Here is an 18,509-nt window from a genome sequence, read left to right as displayed (position 1 = left end):
GGCCTCAATCCCCGCGTTGGGTCGGATCTGACGGAGGGTCTTTTTCCGACGCGCTTTCCTCGAGGTTGAAGTTTTCGTCGTCTTCGTCGTCAATCTCAATCTCCCCGCTTAAATCCAGACCGCTGTAGGGGCTGTTCGGATCAGAGGCCAGTTTTTCGCGCACCTCGTTATTCGTCACTGAGCCAATGGCCTCGTAAATCTGGTCCGTCTCCGCTTCTGTTTTGCGGATGGCGGCCTGCTGTTCACGCGTCATTTCGTGCAGGGATTCGAATTCAAAGGTGATGTCCGGATCGATGTCGCCAAACTCCGACAACTGGATAATGTCCATCACGCGCTTTATCGGGTGCTTGAGTAACCTGGACGCGCTGGCCGCTATCGTGTCGTAGAACACCTTGATCTCGCCCTCGCTCGAGGCATTCAACCCCGCGGGGCTCAGGCCGGCGAACTTCACCGACGGGATCGCGCTGACAAAGAACATGTGCTCTTGTGCCTGCGCCTGCAGCGTATCCAGCCCACTCAGTGGTGTGTTGAACTGGAAGAACTCCTCCTGTTGCTTGTCCAGAATCAACAAGCCGCGCGTGTCCCGCGTGCGGTTATACAGCTCCGCGCGCTTGGCATAGTTGGGATCGTTCTTTCCGCTTAACGCATTCGTCATGTTCGTGCTGATGCCGCTCAGGGAAAAGGAATGAAGCACATCCCCCACGCTATCGCGGGTACGCAGCCAGTTATTGACGTAAGGCTCGGCGATTTGTGTCAGCGACAAGCCGCCGAAGTTATAGGCCGGCTTCAACATGTCAGGCACCGGCCTGGAAATCAGATCCAACATGCGGCTGGCGTGTACGGTCTTACCCATCACGAACCACTCCGCCGGCTTGTAGAAATCATCGCTCAGCGGGTTATCGGCGTTGTAGATGCCTGGGTAGGTCCATACCGGCTCAATCACGCGAAAGCCCACCAGCGAGCCGGGTGTGATTTTTTTGTTGGACAGGAACAGCCGGGATTGCAGCTCCTCCGGATCCGTCCATGCGGACAAACCGCGCGGGGAACGCACATCGATGTATATCTGGCCGCGGCCGAAAAATCCGTCGTGCTCAATAGCCAGGCGGAAAACATCCTGCACCTTGTAGCGCTCCATCGCCTTAACGAGTAGCGCGATGCGGTCAGCCTTGCTTTCATCCCCGTCACTGGCCGCTTTAACCTTGATCCATTTGCGGGTCATTTCCTCGGCGATCACGCTCACCATCCGGCGATATTCCGGCAGCTGGGCGAGTTGCGCCAAATAGGGATAGCCAGGGAAGCCACCGAAAACGTAATCGGGGTAGCTGCCGTTCAGTGAATCGTATGGCGTTGCATCCATCGCAAGAATCGCACTGCGGATACCGTCAGGGATAACCCCGGCCGGCGGTTCGTACTTCTCGAACTCACGCCGCTTTTTGTGTCCGACCTCTGCGAGCATCTCGTCGCTGATCGTAATCCCTGGCGATTTTGGCGCCTCCTGCACTGGCGGCGCCTCGCCACTCGTTTTTTTTCGCTTAAAGGGCCACATCAAATACTCTCCAAAAAGTCGTCGGAAATGAGCATTGGCATTTCCATTGGGGCGTAGGCGATCATTGCCGAGTCGGCGAGGTTTGGTGATTTGGTGCCGTCAGGCTTTTTATCAACCACGATTTTCCCCACACCATTCACCGTGTAAGTGGGCTGGGATAATTCAATAACCAGCTTGTCCTTTTTTTTCATCGTCCCAGAGATGGAAATAATTTCGTCAGGATCAAACTCCATCCCTTCAGTCACTGCGCGATAGGTTTTTTGGAACCGGGTACGCAGTGACCACCACCCCTGTGCTTTGGCATTGGCAAAAAAGTCCTTGTTAAGGCGGGCTGGCCGTCCGTTATCGCCACGAACGGCCTCGCCTTCGGGATCGAATACCGCTCCGCTACCGCGGAATGGCACAGCGACAATTGTCGGTATGTCCTCAGCTTCACGGTTTTCATTTATTACCCGCGCGTCGCCGCGTGCCCCGGCCCCCAGACCGTCTGAGTCAAACCGGAAGTGATCAAGCAGTTGCTGATCGCAAATGTTAAAAGCTTTCTGAACGGTTCCAAAAATGTCGTCGCCCTTCCCCGACCACTCGTCGATATCCTCCAGGAGGAAGCCGTGACGGGACGTAAAAGCGTTGGTGTCCTTGCCCTCATCGGCAACATCCAGCGCCCCCATGCGCACGCCCGTTGGCTCGATGCCAAGCACGATGTGAGCGTCGATAGCCGCCTGCACCCATGCAGACGGGATCAGCACACCCTCAACGGATGCGCTGTAGTTGATGTCGATTTCCTGTGCCACGGTGACAGCGTCGAGCTCCTCTACCTGCTTGTCGTACCAAGCCTGGTCTTTGCGAGGGTCATCACGCCAGTGGAACGTAAACACGTCAATCTTGCCGCTATGACGGCGCTCAGCGAAGGAATTGGCCATGCCGTTCGGCGTTGAAATGTCCTGCCGGCAGTTGGTGGTGGCAGACAGCGACGCATCAACCAGATAAGGCCGCTCCAGGAACGCGGATTCGTCCACGATGTAGAAACTGGTGCGGTCACCACGCCCGATGCCGTCGCCGGCCTCACCGGTCATTGCTGATTGGGTTTCCGGGAACAGGATGCGCATGTGCGGCGCGTGCTGTTTGGCACTCCAGCCGCCGCGAAACTCTACCGGCAACAGGCTAATGAAGTTACGGGCTTTGTCGAACAGCGACTTCGGTGAGCCGATTTTATCGACGTATTCTTCTTTGCGAGAGCCGAAGCCGGCGAAGACGCCCCGGTTGAACAGGCAGAGCGACGAAGCCATCCCCACCGTCAGCCACGACATGCCCATGTCGCGGGTTTTCTCCGTGATGCCGGGTTTTGATGCCCGCCAGTGCTCAACAAACCACTGGATCCACTCCTCCTGCTTTGGGAACAGCAGAAATGGGATGCGCGCCGGTAAGCCGCGCTCGACGTTGCGCGGGTCAACCGTCATTCCCCAATCAATGATGAACTGAGCCGGGTTGTCCTTATAAAAGGCCTTCATGATTGGGAGCGATTCAGGATTAGCCCTGATGCGCTGTAGGCGCTCCATCCTCCATTCAAAAACTTGTGTATAATCAGGACGCTTAAAATCAAATGGAAATGGTATAGGCATTTCTGATTTACCAAATTTAAGTCAGGCCAGCACAGCATGAGGAGCTTATGAACATAAATAATTTGTTGAATCATCTAGTTGTGATAAAAGAAACGTCCATCGGTAAAACCACCTTCAGATTGGTAGTAAACAGAGCTGATCCTAACGGCAATAATAGATTTGTTCTCATCGACTTATCTCATCAAATACGCACCCAAGCCAACTACCTTTCCAGCCTTACTTCGGTAATGCAGGAATGGCAGTGTTGGAAGGTCATGCTATATCTCAAGACTGCGACTCCAGGTCTCACCAGTAATATCCCAGCACAACGTTGGCAGTTAGTTAGCGCAAATCATTCTCCTTTGAGGATTGGGCAATATGAGCTTTTCCCGCTACTCTGGCAAACTGATAGCAGCAATCTAGAATGCTGGGTTCCACAGTTGAGAAAAAACTATACGGAACAACAGGTTTGGGACATTATTAATAACAATTAAATTAGATAGGGCAGTTACCTGCCCTTTTAACATAATGATGTTTCGGGTCGTTTCCGGCAGTTTTACCCCATCAGCTTGCGATAGGCTTCGGCCGCTTCTTCCGGCGTCATATTGACACTTTCAGTTTTCACCGGGCCACCATCCGGACCACTTAGTTCCGTCTTGTTTCTCACCATGCCCAAGTGCTGCGCCACCATCTTCAGCGCGTCATCCTGATTGCGGGTGATCACTTCAATTCCGAACTTGCCCTCTTTAATTCCAGCGAACAGCCGCCGGGCGGCGCCGGTCAAATCTCGGGAGTCGTGGAAGTGCGCGCGGCCAACGCCTGCGCCATTGCAGCGAGGGCATTCAGGATTGGGATCCAACATCGCATCAAAGCCGTAACCACCTCTATCGGATGGCTCAGGCTTATTCGCAGCTTTAGCCTTCACCGCCGCCTCCTCGTGCTCCACCGCATCCATCCACTGATACTGGTGGCCGAAGCCCCAACAATAACGGCAACATAACCGGCGGTACTCAGTGATCTGGTTGACGTCGGCCGTGGCGATGTCCCACCACATTTTCAGGACTGCATCTTGGGTGATCTGGGTGCGGCGTTCGCGAGCAGCCAGCGCGTCGCTGATTGCCCTGTTCACCTTAGCGTTTCTATACATGCGGCTGGCGCTGACGTAGGCCGTGTTGGCCTCGCCTTTGCCTCCCGCACGTTTGTATGCTGCCGTCCTGTTTAGGTCGATGAGATATTCATTGACGAAACGCCACTGCATATCGCTGAGCCCGTACTTACGCGAGTCTATGGAAAATTCTTCCTCTCCTTCTACAGCATCACGATGCAGTTCCTCTATCACCTTTTCAGGTGTTGAGTTCTGCATTTTTTCCTCGGTACGCACCTTAGCTTTTTGCGTACCTTTTTTGCGTACCTGCGTACCGGGTTGCGTACCTGTTTTCTCACTGCGTACCCAACCATGCTTTTTGGCCCGCTTTCTAATGGCTGCTTCACTGATGCCGTAAATCTTTGCCATCTCACGGAGAGAAAGCTGACCGGCACAGTAATCGCGCTCAAGGCCGCTTTCTTCCGGTTGTGACATAACGTTCTCCGAGAATAAAAAAAGCCACGGGCAACCATGATCTGAGTGATCGGTGGGTGTCGCCTGTGGCTTTGCTTGCGCATTACGCAGCACCTGGATAGATGCTCTGTGATGGGCAATAAAAAAACCCGCCGAAGCGGGCTCACTCATTGGGAGATTGGGCTGCTCATTTTAAAACGAACGGTAATCTCCAGGTTCTTATATGGTTTATTTTTTTCGAACCGCCACTTTGACATTGCCATAACAAGCGCATTATCGAACAAACCCCGAGGGCTTGACTCTATGATTCTTATCTCACTAATTTTTCCATCTTTATCAACGTCATATTTTACTTTTGCATATCCCTCTATCTTATTGTCATAAGCATAAATTGGGTATACAGGATTAACTCTGGATACAGGCTTCGGTTTAGGCTCTTCAGCTACACAAGCGTTGAGGGAGAAGACCGTTAGTATGGTTAATAAAAACTTGAGCATGACAAAATCCTTTTGACAAAATGTATAGTAGTCGCCCCTCACAAATGATAATGATTTTCAATAACCACGCAATTGTTATTCAATCACTTTAATCTAGTGGTAGCTCGCCGCCAGGCGTTGAGCGTATCCACCTGGCCGGTGCAGATTAATAAAGCCGTTTGCAGCGCCAGCGCATGGCTGCCAATGTCGCCCCATGTGTCACCCTGCAATGTTGGCACCTCGCAGGGGGTGAACACCGATTCAGGGGGAAACAGCACGAGCGGCGCCGGCGGCGGCGGTGTCCGTTCCGCGCAGGAGGCCAAGAACAGCACCAGGAGCAGTGCGGCGGGCGCACACGTCATTTTTAATGGCATCCTGATATTTCCTCTGGTAGTTTTCGCCCTGCTGGCGCAGCTGCTGCTCTCTCCGTTGCTGTTCGGCCATCATTGCGCGATTACGGGCGTCATCCGCGCGCAGTGTGGTGATCAGTCCTGTCTGCTGCGCCAGCGTCTTTTTCTGCTCTGCAACCTGCTGACGTGCCAGCTCCAACCGGTGCGACAACAGCGAGCTGTAACCGCCAAGAAAGATAGCCACCAGCAACAGAAGCACCAGGCTGCCGCCGGCGATCTTGCTCATCCAGCCGTTCATGATTGGCCCCAGGTGCAGACGGTGTTTTCGACCTCACGCCGGGTGATCAGCCCTTTCCACTCTTTGCCGCCGGCATACTTCCAACACTTCAGTTCACCGCACGCGCCAGCCGGGTCGCCGGCATTCAATTTTTTCAGCATCGTGGAACCGATAAACGCATACGGGCCGACGTTGTACGAAAACGAGTAAATAGCGGCGCGCTGGGTTTCCGTGGTTTTCACCTTGATCTCGGGATCGACAATCCGTGCGACTTTCTGCAGGTCAGATTTCAACAGCGCATCGCATTCTGCGTCGCTGTATCGCTTGCCGAGGATAATATCGGTGCCGGTATGTCCATCGCAGACCGTCAGAACGCCGACAACGTCGCGATAGGCCACATACCGCCGCCCCTCTAACCCATCGTGGCCGCCGAGCATTGCAGTGGCGATCGCAATCGCCCCGCCGCCACCGGTTATGGCAACAATGATTTTATTTCTCAATTGTGGGTTCATGGCATCACTCGCTCATCGCTTTATAGGCTGCTTTCGCGCGCTCTTTGTCATAACCGACAGCAGTGAGCTTATTGACCAATTTGCGTTTGTAGTACCAGTTCACTCCCGCGGTAAAAACGGCAACGAGGATCCCCACTAATACGGCCCAATCTTGCAATGTCATGGCGCCAGCAGCGGCCAGAAGTGATGCAACCCAGTACGAAAGCTGAGAGCTATATTTGTCCATTCTCATAACCTCCCCCTGCCGGGGCTAGCCCGAACATCGGGTGGTAGAAACAAAAAACCCCGCTGAAGCGAGGTTTCTGCTTAATTTAGTGACGTCCAGCAAAACTACTTCTTATCACGATACAATAGATTTTGCGTACGCGTTAGAACTCCGTTAAAATAAAAGAATCAAGCAAACATCATTAATAGTTTCATTTGTATATATTAGAAGGTTAGGTATGTTAACTAGTATCGGTGTTAAAAACCTTAGGAGCTTTTCAGAGCATACGTCGATAGAGCTCAAACCCATAACCGTATTAATAGGTAGAAATAGCAGTGGGAAAAGTTCTTTAATTCGATTGTTTCCTCTTTTACGCCAATCATTTGAAACAACAACAACTGGCCCCATACTATGGTATGGAAGGTTCGTCGATTATGGTGACTTCAATCAAGCCATTTCAAAATCCAGCCAAGACAATGAGCAAATAGAATTAAGTTTTGGTCTTACGTGTGACACTGCACCAAGGATGAGAAGATTTAAAGAAGGTATTGGAAAAAAATTTCCATCTTTAAACTTTAACTTGAACCTTGCAATCACCGAAATCAATCAAAAGACAATAACCGAGTCAATTAGTTATACTATTGATAATACAAAAGTCACCGTCATACCTAATTTCTCTGATAGTAGCGCCACTATAATAAGCGAAAATGATAGCATCTATTTAGAGACAGAGCATATGCTAGACGCTATCGTAGATGATAAATTTTTTCCCTCACTTTTTTGGCCTGCAAATGTAGACAACAAGAGACAACAAAAGGATATTGAGTGGAGTGATGTAGATTCATTTATCTCATATGCTGATTTTGGTTTTAGACGCCGTCAAAGATTTGCCGAAAGACAGCACAAGTTAAATATTAGTCAACTGGCAGCAGAGGCAGTTAAAGAATACTTTCATCACAATGCCAGCAAAGATAACATCGCAAAAGAGTTGTCATTCATTGGTTCTCATTCAAAAGATAGACTAGAACACGGGTTGAGAGCTGTGTTTAGTAAACATAATAGATTCATTAGCAACCTCAACAACCCAGATCTCAAACAAGAAATAATAGATACTTTGCATGCATACATACTTTTGAAAAATTACAATTCGACTGCATCTATGCTAAACGAAAACCTAAAATCATCATTCTCATCTATAAAATACTTGGCACCAATTCGAGCAAATACTGAAAGATATTATAGATTTCAAGACTTCCAAGTTGAAGAGATGGACCATACTGGTTCTAACTTAGCCATGATATTAAACTCATTTCCAGAACATGAAAAGCAAAATTTCCAATCATGGACTCTTGATAACTTTGGATTTGTAGTTTCAGTAAGTGTGGTAGGTTCACATTATGCTATAAAAATAAAAACAGTTAATGATAGTGATGAGCATAACATTAGTGATATGGGATTCGGATATTCCCAGGTCCTTCCTATCATCATGTCAATTTGGCTCGAGATGCAAAATATTGAAAGTAACGACGAAGAGGTCATATTTGTTATAGAGCAACCAGAGCTCCATCTTCATCCAGCATATCAAGCTAATGTAGCAAAACTTTTTGCCAAGGTAATATTTTCCGCAAAAGAGAATAGCAAAAATATAAAGATAATTTTTGAAACACATAGTCAATCAATGATTGATGCTTTAGGCGAGTCAATAGAAAACAAAATCATTGATAAAGAAGATGTTTCAGTCATAATCTTTGACAAAACAAAGGAAAGTGGCACTTCAGCCACACAGACATTTTTTGATGATGACGGTTATTTTGTAAACTGGCCTGTTGGTTTCTTCTCTGGTAATCAATAATGATAATAGAAATTATAAACACCGAGCGAATTGATCTTCATAATGAACCAGTTCACTCAGCGATTTTAAACCTATTTAATTCATTTAAAGAAGGAAAACACATATTAATTGCCCCTCCCGACTTCCTCAAGGAATTATCTAACGACGTTAGGTTTGGCACTGCCATAAGAAATTCCGCATATTCAGCGTTAGGTAAGTTAAGAGAAAATAAAAGCCTTCTTAATATAGTGAACTATTATTGCAAAGTGGATCTTTTTCTGCCTAACTCACAACCTCAAAAAAGGGAAGGCGATAACTTTTTCACAGTTGGATGTCATTTCTTTCACGATAGTTCATCTACTCAATGCACAAGACTACTTTGTGAAGATATTCGTGACAATAAATTATATTCTATAATCGCAAGTTATTTCAAAAAAATGCAAGGATTAGAATACATGAACATCTCCTTGGATGTAATTAATGGTGGTGGTGCCAATACAAAACTAAACTTTGACGAAATCACATCCAAAGGTTTATTCTGCTTATGCATACTAGATAGCGATAAAAAACACCCCAATGCAGGTTACGGAGGAACATCGAAAAAATTCATTGGAATCACCCCCCCAGCCTTTGCAAAACATATAATTTTAGAGTCTCATGAAATTGAGTCACTTATTCCCATGGATACAATTAAGATAGCACTAGAAAGGAAAGAACTTGATAGTAAATACAATGATTCTTTTGAAGCTTTAAACTCAATAGTCAAATACAATCCTTTGACAAAGAAATACTTTGACCATAAAGATGGATTAAAAATCAATGATGCAGTAAATCTTGACGAAAAGTATCAACATAAATTCTGGACTGACTGCATCAAAAACTCACCTGGTTTAAAGCGAAAAAAGTGCCTAACAAAACTAGAATGCACATGTAAAAAACCTTGTTATGCTATAAATGGTTTCAGCAATGGTTTTTTAGGTTCGGTATTATCTGTAATTGAAAAAACTTCTTTTCATAATCTTGACCTTCAACTTAGCGAGCAAATAAAAAAGGAGTGGGCTACTATCGGCGTTAACTTATTTAGCTGGGGATGTTCCCCAAGTAAACGAGTTCGGTCTTCCTGATCATAACCTCACTACCAAAAGCTATGAGGTTTTGAATTTAACATTGCAGAGAGATGCCAAGTACTTGCATAACTCCTTCTACAAATCCCTCTGCAATTTTCATTTCCTTTCGAATGGTTCCATCCGAGCACTTACGCCTTTTGGCAATCTTACGCAAAGAAATTCCGTAAACATGGTGCGCAATCACCAGGTCGTACTCGTCCGGCTTGTACTGCTTCAGCCTTGCCACACATCCGTCTATCACCAACCCATCATCATCGCAGCAGGACAGCTTACCATTGGACGGGTGAGGCAATAGCCCCTTGAAGCCTGCAGCGATTGGCGAATAATCAATGCCACTACTTTCTCGTGCCCACACTCCCCAACGGGACAGCACTTCGTACATGTCCAATTTCATAGCTTTCCTTCCTTTCTCAAAATTTCTTGCGTGCGCATGACGCCTTCGGCGTGCATCAGTCGGGCGTCGTTCGCGTCGATAAAGCGCGTGCGACGGTCTACTTCATCGTGGCATGCACTGCATGCCCAGGCAGCCTGCGTGTCATCTGGCTTTATTGCCGTGCCGCAGGTTCCGGCCAACCGGTAATGCGCCAACACAGTGGTTTCTGGGTTGAAATTGCATACGCCAGGGATCCGCACCTGACACTCTCGGCCGCGAGCCTCTTTGGTTAATTTGCTCATGACGTGTACCCCCTCAGCTGGGCGGCAGCGTTTTCTGCAGACTGTTGATCGGGGAAAGTGCGAAACAGGATGTAGTTCCAGAGCACATCAAGGACGGCTTTATAGAATTCGCCGAATTCGATGTCGTCCATTTTTGCGAACGAGATCGACTTTGGCTCATTACGAGTGGTTCCGTCAGGCATGATGAATTTGGTGTAGAAGCCCGCCTGAATAGTTACCCATGCTCGGAAAGCTTCGAATGATTTTGCGACGCTGATATTCCCGGCTCGCTTTTCTGCTATATCCGCAAGATATTCATCGGCGGCGGCCTGCAACACATCTTCACCGCCGGCGTAATATGCGAGGAATTTTACATACCCATTCACAAGCGCTTTGTCTGCGGGGGATATGGCGCCACCGGTCGGCTGCCAATAGTCGAAGCCGAGATTCAGCAACGAGAACAACTTGCGATGAAATGCCGGGTTTCTGGCCTGTTTGAAATCGGCGTATAAAACAGAACCGACTTTTTTGGATCGCAGAAAATCCTTGGCATCCCTGGTTGCGGGTACCAGCAAATCACCTGCTGCTTTGATATACGAATACTGCGCCATAGAATGTTCTCCAGTAGCGCAGCAGTTGCTCAGAATATGAATGGGCTGGGTGTTCAGTCCAGCCTATTAATTATAGCGCGTTCTTATCAGGTCTTACAACTGAATAACCTGCGGACTTTGCCAAATCAATCAACGCGTTAATTGAGGCTATATACTCGTCTTTCTTGACGATACGAGTTCCGATTATAGTACCGTTATCACAGGTGATAACTATCCTACCGGTGCTTGGCAATAGATAATGAAAATCTTTAATATCAATCAATTAACTATCTCTTATTGTGTATTGCAGTGATATTGCATCAAATAACTGTACAAATAAACAGTATTTGTTTTTGTGCCAAGCATTAAACAAAAAACCGCCTTACGGCGGTTACGTTATAGGTGAGAGGCAGACCAAGCTTGATGCGGATTACCCTTCTTCAGCACCCGTGTGCCAATTCAGATGTTACCTGAGCCTCTTGGCTTTTCACGCATTGACCATACCCCACAACAGGCATGGCGAGAGTCTCTCAGGTCACAAACCCAAGATAACAGCCCCAATACGGCCTAACCGTACCAGGCAACCCTCTTCTCGCTATCCACTCTTTTTCAGTTTACCCCTGGCTCAGGCACCTAGATGTTGTGCTCCTCGGAAGCATAAGGGGGAGTTCAAAAACTGGGTCAAAAAAACCTCCAGAACTCCGATGGGTTAACTGAGCGATGATAACATTAAATATTAAAAGAAAACAATGGGGACATGTGAAAGCGAAGATATCATTCAACAAAAAATAATTATAAATTGAATTTTTTACTGTATTTTTAAACATATAACACTCACAGTAAGTTACTGGTATTATATAAAAAAACTCAAGGTTATAAACATGCCTATTACTAACCAAAAACTCCACTCAGCAACCTTTAAAAAATTAAAGAATCTTACTAACACCGAAGAAATTAATTTTGACAATACACTAATGACTGCAATTATGGGGCCAAATGGCTGCGGGAAGTCAACTATAATTCATGCGTTAGCTTGCTCTTTCAAACCATTGGAACAACCTGAATTAAACAGAGATAACTATAAATTTAGCACTCATTTCTTTTTATCTACTTCAGACTACAACTGGAGTGGGAGTGCCTTTACGCTAAAAATTTCATATAGAAATGAAAGAGCCGTTCACAATAGGGTTGATGTTGAATATGCAAAGGTAGACCGATGGACACCAATTTATGATCGACGTCCAGAAAGACATGTTGAGTACATAGGAATATCTTCCTGCGCCCCTAGGATAGAAAACGAATCAAGCATTAGCATTGTGCTATTTGAGAGAGAAGAAACAGATGTCGATTTAAAAAACTGGATAGTCGCAAAAGCTGGTTTTGTTTTCAACAAAGCGTACACTGATTACTCCAAGAGACTCAAAACAAGAAAGCAATATATAGGTGTTAGATCTGGAGATATTGAATATTCTTCTTTGGCAATGGGTGCGGGAGAGCAAAGAGTATTCTTCATGCTAGAAAAATTATATTTATCTCCTAAAGGCACACTCTTTTTGGTTGATGAAATTGATCTTTTGTTACATACTGATGCTCTCAACCGATTATTAGACGTGATCTATGAACGTGCATTAAGCAAAGATATACAGGTGATTTTCACAAGCCACCGCGAGTCTATATTAGATTATCGCAAAGATCGTTTATCTATAATTCATTTATATCAGTCGCAAAATAGAACCCTTTATTTTGATAGGACAACGCCGGCTGCAATCCAGAGATTAACTGGGCAAGTTCCTAGAGATATATCTGTTTATGTCGAAGATGATCTTTCAAAATTCATCATAGAGAAAATTGCAAGTGAGTTTGGGATAAGAAGATATTTGAAGGTTAGTTTGTATGGCTGCGCATCTAATTCTTTCACTATCGCAGCGGCCTTAATTATGCAAAATAAAAACATTGAAAACACATTAATAGTGCTGGATGGGGATGAATACCCAAACATTGAAGAAAAACAAAGGCAGATTAAATCAAAGCTAAGTGGAACTGAAGTTGATAATCCACAAAAAAGAGAAAGCGCGTTGGGTATAATCCGTCAATACAATCTGCAAGAAAATGAAAAACCCGAGCAAAGAATAAGCAAATTGATATTATCTCTAAATGAAAATGACCATGAGACCTCTGAAATTCAAAATACAGTAAGGGGTATAGTTAATCCTAGAGATACTCATGATTTTGTTGATCAGGCAATAGAGCAACTAGGATACGGCAGGGAGCCTGGTTTAACAAAAATTATTGACAAAGCTGCTATAGCAGATGATTGGCCTGAGTTTACAGCACAAATAAGAGAATGGATGGAAGATATAGCGCCACGATTTAGAGAGTAAACTTAACAAAATCTCGCAGTAAAAAAACGTAAACTAAACGCAATTAAACACGTTTAGTTTACGTAATTATCTCACACCCTACTCTTCTTTTGCGCCAGTAATTCAGGCGTGTTCTGAAATGTTCCCGGTATTTCTCCGGCGCCTCTTCAATCGCCACCAGCACCTTTGTGCGGGTGATCTTCCGTGCGTACAAGTCACGGATCAGGCCGCTGGCGCGCAGGTCGTACTGCTCTAAATCGCGGTATTCCTGCGGCCACTGACCTCGATTGAATGGCAGGCCGGGTGGAAGATAATCCGATTGCCCGGCCATGGTTTATGCCCTCGATTCAGCCGCCAGACGGCGCATGACGTCTTTTTCGCGTGGAGGTAACCCACTCGCCACGCTTTTCTGTATCTCGCGGCGTACGGCCGTTAGAGGCTTCAGGATGTGCAGTACCCGATCGAGAGGCATGCGGAGCATCGCGCTGATGCTTTCGGGAGAGCGCCCCAGGCGCTGCAGCTCGTATATACCGGTCATCACCCGGCGGCCGTAGCTGATACGGTCACCGATTTTGACGATCGGGGCGGATTCGGCTGCCGGCCGGGCGACGCGCTGGGGTTTCGGAGGTGGGCAGTATGGCGCGCGGGAACGGGCGCGGGCCGCCTGGTTGATGCGGTCGAGAATCGCCGGCGCGTGGTCGCATCCGTCGTCCATCACAAACCGCTTATCGCGGATCATTTCGTTGATAGTACTCATGGTCTTTCCTCGTTTTGGTCGTTCAAGCGCTGGTCAGGCGCCGGTTAAAATGGCTTTGTCGCGTAACGTCGTTCTTTCGGTTTTGGTTGCTGCGCCTCCTTCTGAATGCGGGTTGCTTCCTGTGCCACTACTTGATCGCAGGCGACGAAGTGGCCGTTTTTAAACTCCTGGTAAACCGTACCGCCGGGGCCGAATCGGTTTTTACCAACGATTATTTCTGCGTAGCGTGCCGCCGGGCCGTCCGGGTTATAAACCCCGTCGCGGTACAGCAACACGATGCTGTCGGCGTCCTGCTCAACCTTGCCGGATTCGCTGAGGTCGGACATTGTCGGCCGCCGGGCAGTGACCGGGCGATCATCGACTTTTCGCGATAACTGGCTCAGCGCCAGCACCGGTGTTTTACTCCGCATAGCCATAGTTTTCAGGCTGCGGGAAATATGGCCCATGGCCAGATCATTGCGCTCTGCTTTGGGCTTGGCGATCAGGCCGAGATAATCGACCATGGCGACGGCCAAATGCGGGTAGCGGCGTTTGTGGGTTTCGGTGATTGCGCGGATCTGGTCAACGTTCAGATCGGTTGCGTCAACGATCCAGATATCGCGGTTATTCAGCACTTCAAGCGCCGTGTGTATCCGGCCCCAATCCTCGTCGCAAAGCGATTCCGGCTTGCGCAGCTTCGACACTGACAGGTTTCCGGCCCCGGCGACGGAGCGCTCAACCATCTGCAGCGCCGCCATTTCCATGCTGAAAATCAGCGCCCCGCCACCGTCGCACGTGGCCCCTTCGATCACTTTCAGGGCGAATTCGGTTTTACCCATCCCGGGGCGGCCGGCGACCACGATCAGATCCTGCGGGTTCCAGCCGCCTGTTATCGCGTCCAGCTCAGCAATACCGCTGTACAGGTTGCGCATTTCGGCGTCGCCCTTCATGCGGCGATCCATCAAATCCATGTAACCGCCCAGCAGCTCACCCAGGTGAACCGGCACCACGCCGCCGGTATCGGCAGACATTTCGATCAGCTTGGTTACGGACGACTGGATCGCTGCGTCGCGCTGTTCTTGGTTTCTGGCGTTGCGGATGCTATCGGCGCCATCCTGCAGCAACGTGGCCATTTGGCGGCTGCGCCAGCCCTTGGTTGCCAGCGTCGCGAAGCCTTTCAGGTTGGCCAGCGTGCCGGGCATGCGACTGATTTGCACCAGCGACGCCAGGCTATCGCCGCCGAGTGACTCGCTGATCAGCACCACGTCGATCACGCCATGCGTCAGCGCCTGTTTTTTAATTTCCCGGTAAGCCTCGCGGTAAAACCGGATGCTGAATGCGTCCTCGGGCATGGTCGCAATTACGTCCAGCGCGTCAGGCGTGGCGCCGCCAACCAGCAGGCCGCTCAGCACGGTCGCTTCCATCTCCTGTGGCGTCATAGCGAACCCTCGCGGGTTTTAACCAGCACTTCGGAGCGGAGCAGGTAATCGAACCCAGCGCGCCAGCCGCGGTTGTTATCGCCGAAGTAAAACGGCCCAGCAGTGTCGGCAAACGTCTCGAGGTAGGCTTTCACTGCGTCAAGGGTCGGTTCATGCAGCTCACCCAGCAGGCGCTTGATTTGGCGTTTGCGCTTGTCGTTGAGCTCCTGCACCTTCGGCAGCCGATCACCCAGGATTTCGTTGTAGGCGTCAGCCACGTCCTGATATTTAATTTTTGACTTATCCGGCGCGCCAGCGTCGTCCCCCTCCTGGGGGTTAGGGGGTATTGGTTCAATGACTGGTTCTAAACTGACTGATTCTGGGTGCAGCTCCTGCACCCTCCCCCCTGCAGCAGATGCACCCATGGGTGCAGGATTTGCACCATAGGGTGCAGCATCTGCACCATAGTTATTCAGCACTAAGTGGTAGATGTTTGAGCGATTCAGGCCGTTCTCGGCTTTGCGCTCTTCGATACGCACCAGACCGTCTTTGACCAGCTGCTGAATGTGATTTTGGGCAGAGCGCTTGGAGATTTCGCACTGCTCAGCGATGTACTGAACCGCTGGCCAGCACTCCCCCTGATCGTTGGCGTTGTCGGCCAATTTCAGCAGCACCAATTTGCGCAGCGGGTTGCCGACTTTGATTTTCATGGCCCGCACCATCAGTTCCATGCTCATGATCAGATCCCCAGCGAGTCTGCAAGCTGGCGGCACGCGTCCTGGTACTGCTCCGGCGATAAGTTTTCTTCACGCAGCGCGGCCTTGCCCTGCTCGTATTGTTCCCAGACAGCATGCGCGGCAGCCTGTCGATCTTCAAAGATCGGTCTGATTTCTGCGGCGTCGGCAGGCATGCCATTCAGGCGCCAGCCGTTCCGGTATGTGATGTGGTTGGCTTGCATTGGTCTTTCCTCGGTACAAAGTTTTACGCGGCGCTGGTCAGGCGCTGGGTTTCCTGCAGGGCGACAAGTGCGCCGGCAATGCGCTGCGGCGAGTCACAGGCGCCGAGCAGGATTGCGATAATCGCGGCGGCAAATTCACGGATGGCCACCGAAAGCAAATACTGTTGAGTCGGGCCGGCCAGCCTGGCGCGCCGTTCCGCCGGCAGCGCGGCAAGCATAGCGTCGGCCAGTTCCCGCACCTTCTCACGCGCGGCTTTCGACTCGCTGCGCATATGGCGAAATATCGCCTGCCGGTTGGTGTTGATCGCTCGCCAGTCGGCGGCACCGGTTTCATCCTCAATCGGATACAGCCGAACCCGATCACCGTCGGCGCCGAGCTGGAACCATGCGCGGGTGATCTCGATGGCAACGTGTTCCTGCCCCTGCTCCGCCGCCCAGCCCACGATCTCGTTTTTCAGTTTCTCGATGTTTTCCACTTCGCGTCTCCTGTCGCTCGAAAACCCATTTTGCTTAATCGGATTTCGGTGGGGTTGGTTGTTAAGCTGCATCCGTTGATTTCGGGTGCTGGTATGCCGCGGGGTCGTAAGACAGCTCACCATCAGTTAAGCGATCTAAACGAGCAGCGCGTCGTTCGGGAATTTGCTTCCCCCAGCGCGATACTGAAGCCTGCGAAACGCCCGCGGCTTCAGCGAGTTTGGTTTTATTTCCGAAGAATTTAACTGCGTCTTCAGTAAGCATTCTTGCCTCCTGTGATTAACATTTGTTTGAAAATTACAACTTAACAAAAGCTAAGTCAAATTAATTTATAGTAACTGGATGAAAATGACCTCATTAAGCGACCGCATGAAGATGCGCAGGACAGAACTGGACATTTCACAGCAGCGGCTAGCTGACGCTGTGAAGGTTTCTCACGTCACAGTTTTTAAATGGGAGAACGGAGACACTGAACCGAAAGGCAAAAACCTTTTTCTGTTGTCTAAGGCTCTACGCTGTACTCCTACCTGGTTGCTTTACGGTGATGAAGATCAAACCCCACTCCCTGCCGATCAGCTGCCTGTAGAGCTTGACGAACGACAAGCCAAGCTCATCGAACTATTTGATTCTCTTCCTGAATCAGAGAAAGATCGTCACTTGGCTGATCTAGAGGCCAAGGTCAACGACTTCAATGCTCTTTTTGAAGAGCTTTTGACTGCAAGAAAAAACTCAAAGAAAAAATAATATAAATATCAGTAAATTACTCAATTCGATGCAGAGACTTAACTTTTTGCAAGTAATTTTTATTGACCATTAACTTACCTTTAGTTAAGCTAATTTCATCAACAGCGCACTAACCCTGCAGCGGTTGTTCAGAAATGTTCCGCCAGCCGGGCGATACGCGGCAAAGAATTTAAACGTGGTGGTCGTAACTTCGGGGCGTTGTTCTCGGCCACCACAACCCGAAAGACATTGCTGTGTGTAGTCTTTCGCCCCGCGCGCCGGGGCAATTTTTTCACCCAGCAAATAGAGGAAAGACCAGCGGCCTGACCAGCCTGACAGCCGGGAAAGACCGGCAACCACCAGACGTAAAAAAACCCGCCGAAGCGGGTTCTTTTACCCCGGCGCCGACCAAAGCAACCGGGAATGATACAGGGGACCAACCCTGTATCGAGGAAAGACCAATAACCCATGGAGCTACTGATCAGCTCCGATTATATCAGGAGTCGCTATGAAAGCACTACAGATACCCGTCACGCTGTTTATCCACGCGAACGTTAGCCAGTACACGCAAGAGAAAATCTCTGTGTTCACCATGGACATGTCTCAGTACCCGGAATACGTGCTGCTGGAAACCCGCACAATTCACATCGACGTTAACCAGCCTGAACCGATCGACATCATCGGGAAACAGGTTGAAGCGTTGAAGCTGGAAAAAGCCCGTCTGGCCGACGCCACTTACAAACGCATTGCCGAGATCGACGATCAGGTGCAGCAGCTGCTTTGCATTGAGCACTGCCCTGTCGACGCCGACGAACTCCCGTACTGAGGGCGTGGCCATGGATATCGAAATGGATAACCTGAAATCAGAGCTGGTGCTGTGGTATGGAGTCGATCCAGCAAGCCAACGCGATCAGTTCGAAGCCGCGGCGACGCACGGCTATTCCGACGAGGCGATCGAGGTTTTCACCTACATCGACGGCAACGCCGCCGACACCCGCGACCGCTTGCTAATGGCCGTAATGATGGCGACGTCTGACACCCTGCAGCAGCGCCAACGTGAGCTTTACAGCTGGTATTGCGACAACGTGAAAGCCGTAGCGCGCGAGAAGTTTTAAC

25 protein-coding genes are annotated in these 18,509 nt (G+C 49.2%); 7 read left to right on the top strand and 18 right to left on the bottom strand.

Annotation, left to right across the window (positions count from 1 at the left end):
• Window positions 1-4: 4 nt before the first annotated feature.
• Window positions 5-1,546, bottom strand: a complete 1,542-nt coding sequence (locus J9788_RS01940) for a DUF1073 domain-containing protein (RefSeq protein WP_182264669.1) — start codon at window positions 1,544-1,546, stop codon at window positions 5-7.
• A complete protein-coding gene (locus J9788_RS01935; RefSeq protein ID WP_182264670.1) occupies window positions 1,546-3,165 on the bottom strand; it encodes a TerL protein in 1,620 nt (539 codons plus the stop codon). The genes J9788_RS01940 and J9788_RS01935 overlap by 1 nt, the downstream gene beginning before the upstream one ends.
• A 47-nt stretch (window positions 3,166-3,212) precedes the next feature.
• Between J9788_RS01935 and J9788_RS01930 the strand changes: the two genes are divergently transcribed.
• Window positions 3,213-3,638, top strand: a complete 426-nt coding sequence (locus J9788_RS01930; protein WP_182264671.1) for a hypothetical protein — start codon at window positions 3,213-3,215, stop codon at window positions 3,636-3,638.
• A gap of 62 nt (window positions 3,639-3,700) precedes the next feature.
• Here J9788_RS01930 and J9788_RS01925 read toward each other — a convergent pair whose 3' ends face one another.
• From J9788_RS01925 to J9788_RS01900, 6 genes are all read right to left on the bottom strand, one after another.
• Window positions 3,701-4,723: a terminase small subunit gene (locus tag J9788_RS01925; RefSeq protein ID WP_182264672.1), complete on the bottom strand. Its 1,023-nt coding sequence runs from the start codon at window positions 4,721-4,723 to the stop codon at window positions 3,701-3,703.
• A 146-nt stretch (window positions 4,724-4,869) separates the two neighbouring features.
• Window positions 4,870-5,199: a TonB family protein gene (locus tag J9788_RS01920; RefSeq protein ID WP_182264673.1), complete on the bottom strand. Its 330-nt coding sequence runs from the start codon at window positions 5,197-5,199 to the stop codon at window positions 4,870-4,872.
• A gap of 83 nt (window positions 5,200-5,282) precedes the next feature.
• Window positions 5,283-5,456: a hypothetical protein gene (locus J9788_RS01915; protein ID WP_209333047.1), complete on the bottom strand. Its 174-nt coding sequence runs from the start codon at window positions 5,454-5,456 to the stop codon at window positions 5,283-5,285.
• On the bottom strand, window positions 5,440-5,826 hold the full coding sequence (locus J9788_RS01910; protein ID WP_182264674.1) for a DUF2570 family protein: 387 nt from the start codon (window positions 5,824-5,826) through the stop codon (window positions 5,440-5,442). The genes J9788_RS01915 and J9788_RS01910 overlap by 17 nt, the downstream gene beginning before the upstream one ends.
• Window positions 5,823-6,317 (bottom strand): lysozyme, encoded by a 495-nt coding sequence (locus J9788_RS01905; RefSeq protein WP_182264675.1) that lies wholly within the window; start codon window positions 6,315-6,317, stop codon window positions 5,823-5,825. Before J9788_RS01905 ends, J9788_RS01910 begins: the two co-directional genes overlap by 4 nt.
• 4 nt (window positions 6,318-6,321) lie before the next feature.
• Window positions 6,322-6,549 carry a holin gene (locus tag J9788_RS01900; RefSeq protein ID WP_016928147.1) on the bottom strand — a complete coding sequence of 76 codons (228 nt, stop codon included), beginning with the start codon at window positions 6,547-6,549 and terminating at the stop codon, window positions 6,322-6,324.
• A 211-nt stretch (window positions 6,550-6,760) separates the two neighbouring features.
• Between J9788_RS01900 and J9788_RS01895 the strand changes: the two genes are divergently transcribed.
• Together J9788_RS01895 and J9788_RS01890 are read left to right on the top strand one after the other, a co-directional pair.
• The gene (locus J9788_RS01895) at window positions 6,761-8,374 is read left to right on the top strand and encodes an AAA family ATPase (RefSeq protein WP_182264676.1); all 1,614 of its coding nucleotides are present in this window, start codon (window positions 6,761-6,763) and stop codon (window positions 8,372-8,374) included.
• Window positions 8,374-9,477 carry a hypothetical protein gene (locus J9788_RS01890; protein WP_182264677.1) on the top strand — a complete coding sequence of 368 codons (1,104 nt, stop codon included), beginning with the start codon at window positions 8,374-8,376 and terminating at the stop codon, window positions 9,475-9,477. Before J9788_RS01895 ends, J9788_RS01890 begins: the two co-directional genes overlap by 1 nt.
• 37 nt (window positions 9,478-9,514) lie before the next feature.
• Here the strand turns inward: J9788_RS01890 and J9788_RS01885 are convergent, their stop codons facing one another.
• The 3 genes from J9788_RS01885 to J9788_RS01875 are packed head-to-tail and all read right to left on the bottom strand — an operon-like array spanning window position 9,515 to window position 10,745.
• Entirely contained in the window at window positions 9,515-9,874 is a 360-nt protein-coding gene (locus J9788_RS01885; protein ID WP_182264678.1) for an antiterminator Q family protein, read from the bottom strand.
• Entirely contained in the window at window positions 9,871-10,155 is a 285-nt protein-coding gene (locus tag J9788_RS01880) for a DUF1364 domain-containing protein (RefSeq protein WP_182264679.1), read from the bottom strand. The genes J9788_RS01885 and J9788_RS01880 overlap by 4 nt, the downstream gene beginning before the upstream one ends.
• Window positions 10,152-10,745: a DUF1367 family protein gene (locus tag J9788_RS01875; protein ID WP_182264680.1), complete on the bottom strand. Its 594-nt coding sequence runs from the start codon at window positions 10,743-10,745 to the stop codon at window positions 10,152-10,154. The genes J9788_RS01880 and J9788_RS01875 overlap by 4 nt, the downstream gene beginning before the upstream one ends.
• An 860-nt stretch (window positions 10,746-11,605) precedes the next feature.
• On the opposite strand from J9788_RS01875, the gene J9788_RS01870 reads away from it, so the two are divergent.
• Complete coding sequence (locus J9788_RS01870) at window positions 11,606-13,105, top strand: AAA family ATPase (protein WP_182264681.1); 1,500 nt, start codon at window positions 11,606-11,608, stop codon at window positions 13,103-13,105.
• 58 nt (window positions 13,106-13,163) lie between these two features.
• On the opposite strand, the gene J9788_RS01865 is transcribed toward J9788_RS01870, so the two are convergent.
• From J9788_RS01865 to J9788_RS01835, 7 genes are all read right to left on the bottom strand, one after another.
• Window positions 13,164-13,415, bottom strand: coding sequence for a hypothetical protein (locus J9788_RS01865; RefSeq protein ID WP_182264682.1), 252 nt, complete (start codon window positions 13,413-13,415; stop codon window positions 13,164-13,166).
• Window positions 13,416-13,418: 3 nt separating this feature from the next.
• Window positions 13,419-13,841: a hypothetical protein gene (locus J9788_RS01860; RefSeq protein ID WP_182264683.1), complete on the bottom strand. Its 423-nt coding sequence runs from the start codon at window positions 13,839-13,841 to the stop codon at window positions 13,419-13,421.
• A gap of 44 nt (window positions 13,842-13,885) precedes the next feature.
• On the bottom strand, window positions 13,886-15,259 hold the full coding sequence (locus J9788_RS01855) for a replicative DNA helicase (protein WP_182264684.1): 1,374 nt from the start codon (window positions 15,257-15,259) through the stop codon (window positions 13,886-13,888).
• Window positions 15,256-15,975 carry a helix-turn-helix domain-containing protein gene (locus J9788_RS01850; RefSeq protein ID WP_079451886.1) on the bottom strand — a complete coding sequence of 240 codons (720 nt, stop codon included), beginning with the start codon at window positions 15,973-15,975 and terminating at the stop codon, window positions 15,256-15,258. Before J9788_RS01850 ends, J9788_RS01855 begins: the two co-directional genes overlap by 4 nt.
• 2 nt (window positions 15,976-15,977) lie before the next feature.
• Window positions 15,978-16,196, bottom strand: coding sequence for a hypothetical protein (locus J9788_RS01845; RefSeq protein WP_047568246.1), 219 nt, complete (start codon window positions 16,194-16,196; stop codon window positions 15,978-15,980).
• Between the two features lie 23 nt (window positions 16,197-16,219).
• Window positions 16,220-16,672 (bottom strand): toxin YdaT family protein, encoded by a 453-nt coding sequence (locus tag J9788_RS01840; RefSeq protein WP_099032782.1) that lies wholly within the window; start codon window positions 16,670-16,672, stop codon window positions 16,220-16,222.
• A 61-nt stretch (window positions 16,673-16,733) separates the two neighbouring features.
• A complete protein-coding gene (locus tag J9788_RS01835) occupies window positions 16,734-16,934 on the bottom strand; it encodes a Cro/CI family transcriptional regulator (RefSeq protein WP_072269387.1) in 201 nt (66 codons plus the stop codon).
• A gap of 78 nt (window positions 16,935-17,012) precedes the next feature.
• On the opposite strand from J9788_RS01835, the gene J9788_RS01830 reads away from it, so the two are divergent.
• The 3 genes from J9788_RS01830 (at window position 17,013) to J9788_RS01820 (ending at window position 18,508) form a co-directional block, all read left to right on the top strand.
• Window positions 17,013-17,414, top strand: coding sequence for a helix-turn-helix domain-containing protein (locus J9788_RS01830; protein WP_080335416.1), 402 nt, complete (start codon window positions 17,013-17,015; stop codon window positions 17,412-17,414).
• 487 nt (window positions 17,415-17,901) lie between these two features.
• Complete coding sequence (locus J9788_RS01825) at window positions 17,902-18,219, top strand: hypothetical protein (protein ID WP_099032783.1); 318 nt, start codon at window positions 17,902-17,904, stop codon at window positions 18,217-18,219.
• Between the two features lie 10 nt (window positions 18,220-18,229).
• On the top strand, window positions 18,230-18,508 hold the full coding sequence (locus J9788_RS01820; RefSeq protein ID WP_089194571.1) for a hypothetical protein: 279 nt from the start codon (window positions 18,230-18,232) through the stop codon (window positions 18,506-18,508).
• Window position 18,509: the final 1 nt, after the last annotated feature.

This window comes from Serratia sp. X10, from assembly GCF_017811775.1.
GTDB classification, from domain to species: Bacteria; Pseudomonadota; Gammaproteobacteria; order Enterobacterales; family Enterobacteriaceae; genus Serratia; species Serratia ureilytica.
The sequence above is the reverse complement of the archived record's forward strand: the minus strand, read 5'-3'. Positions and strand labels throughout refer to the sequence as shown.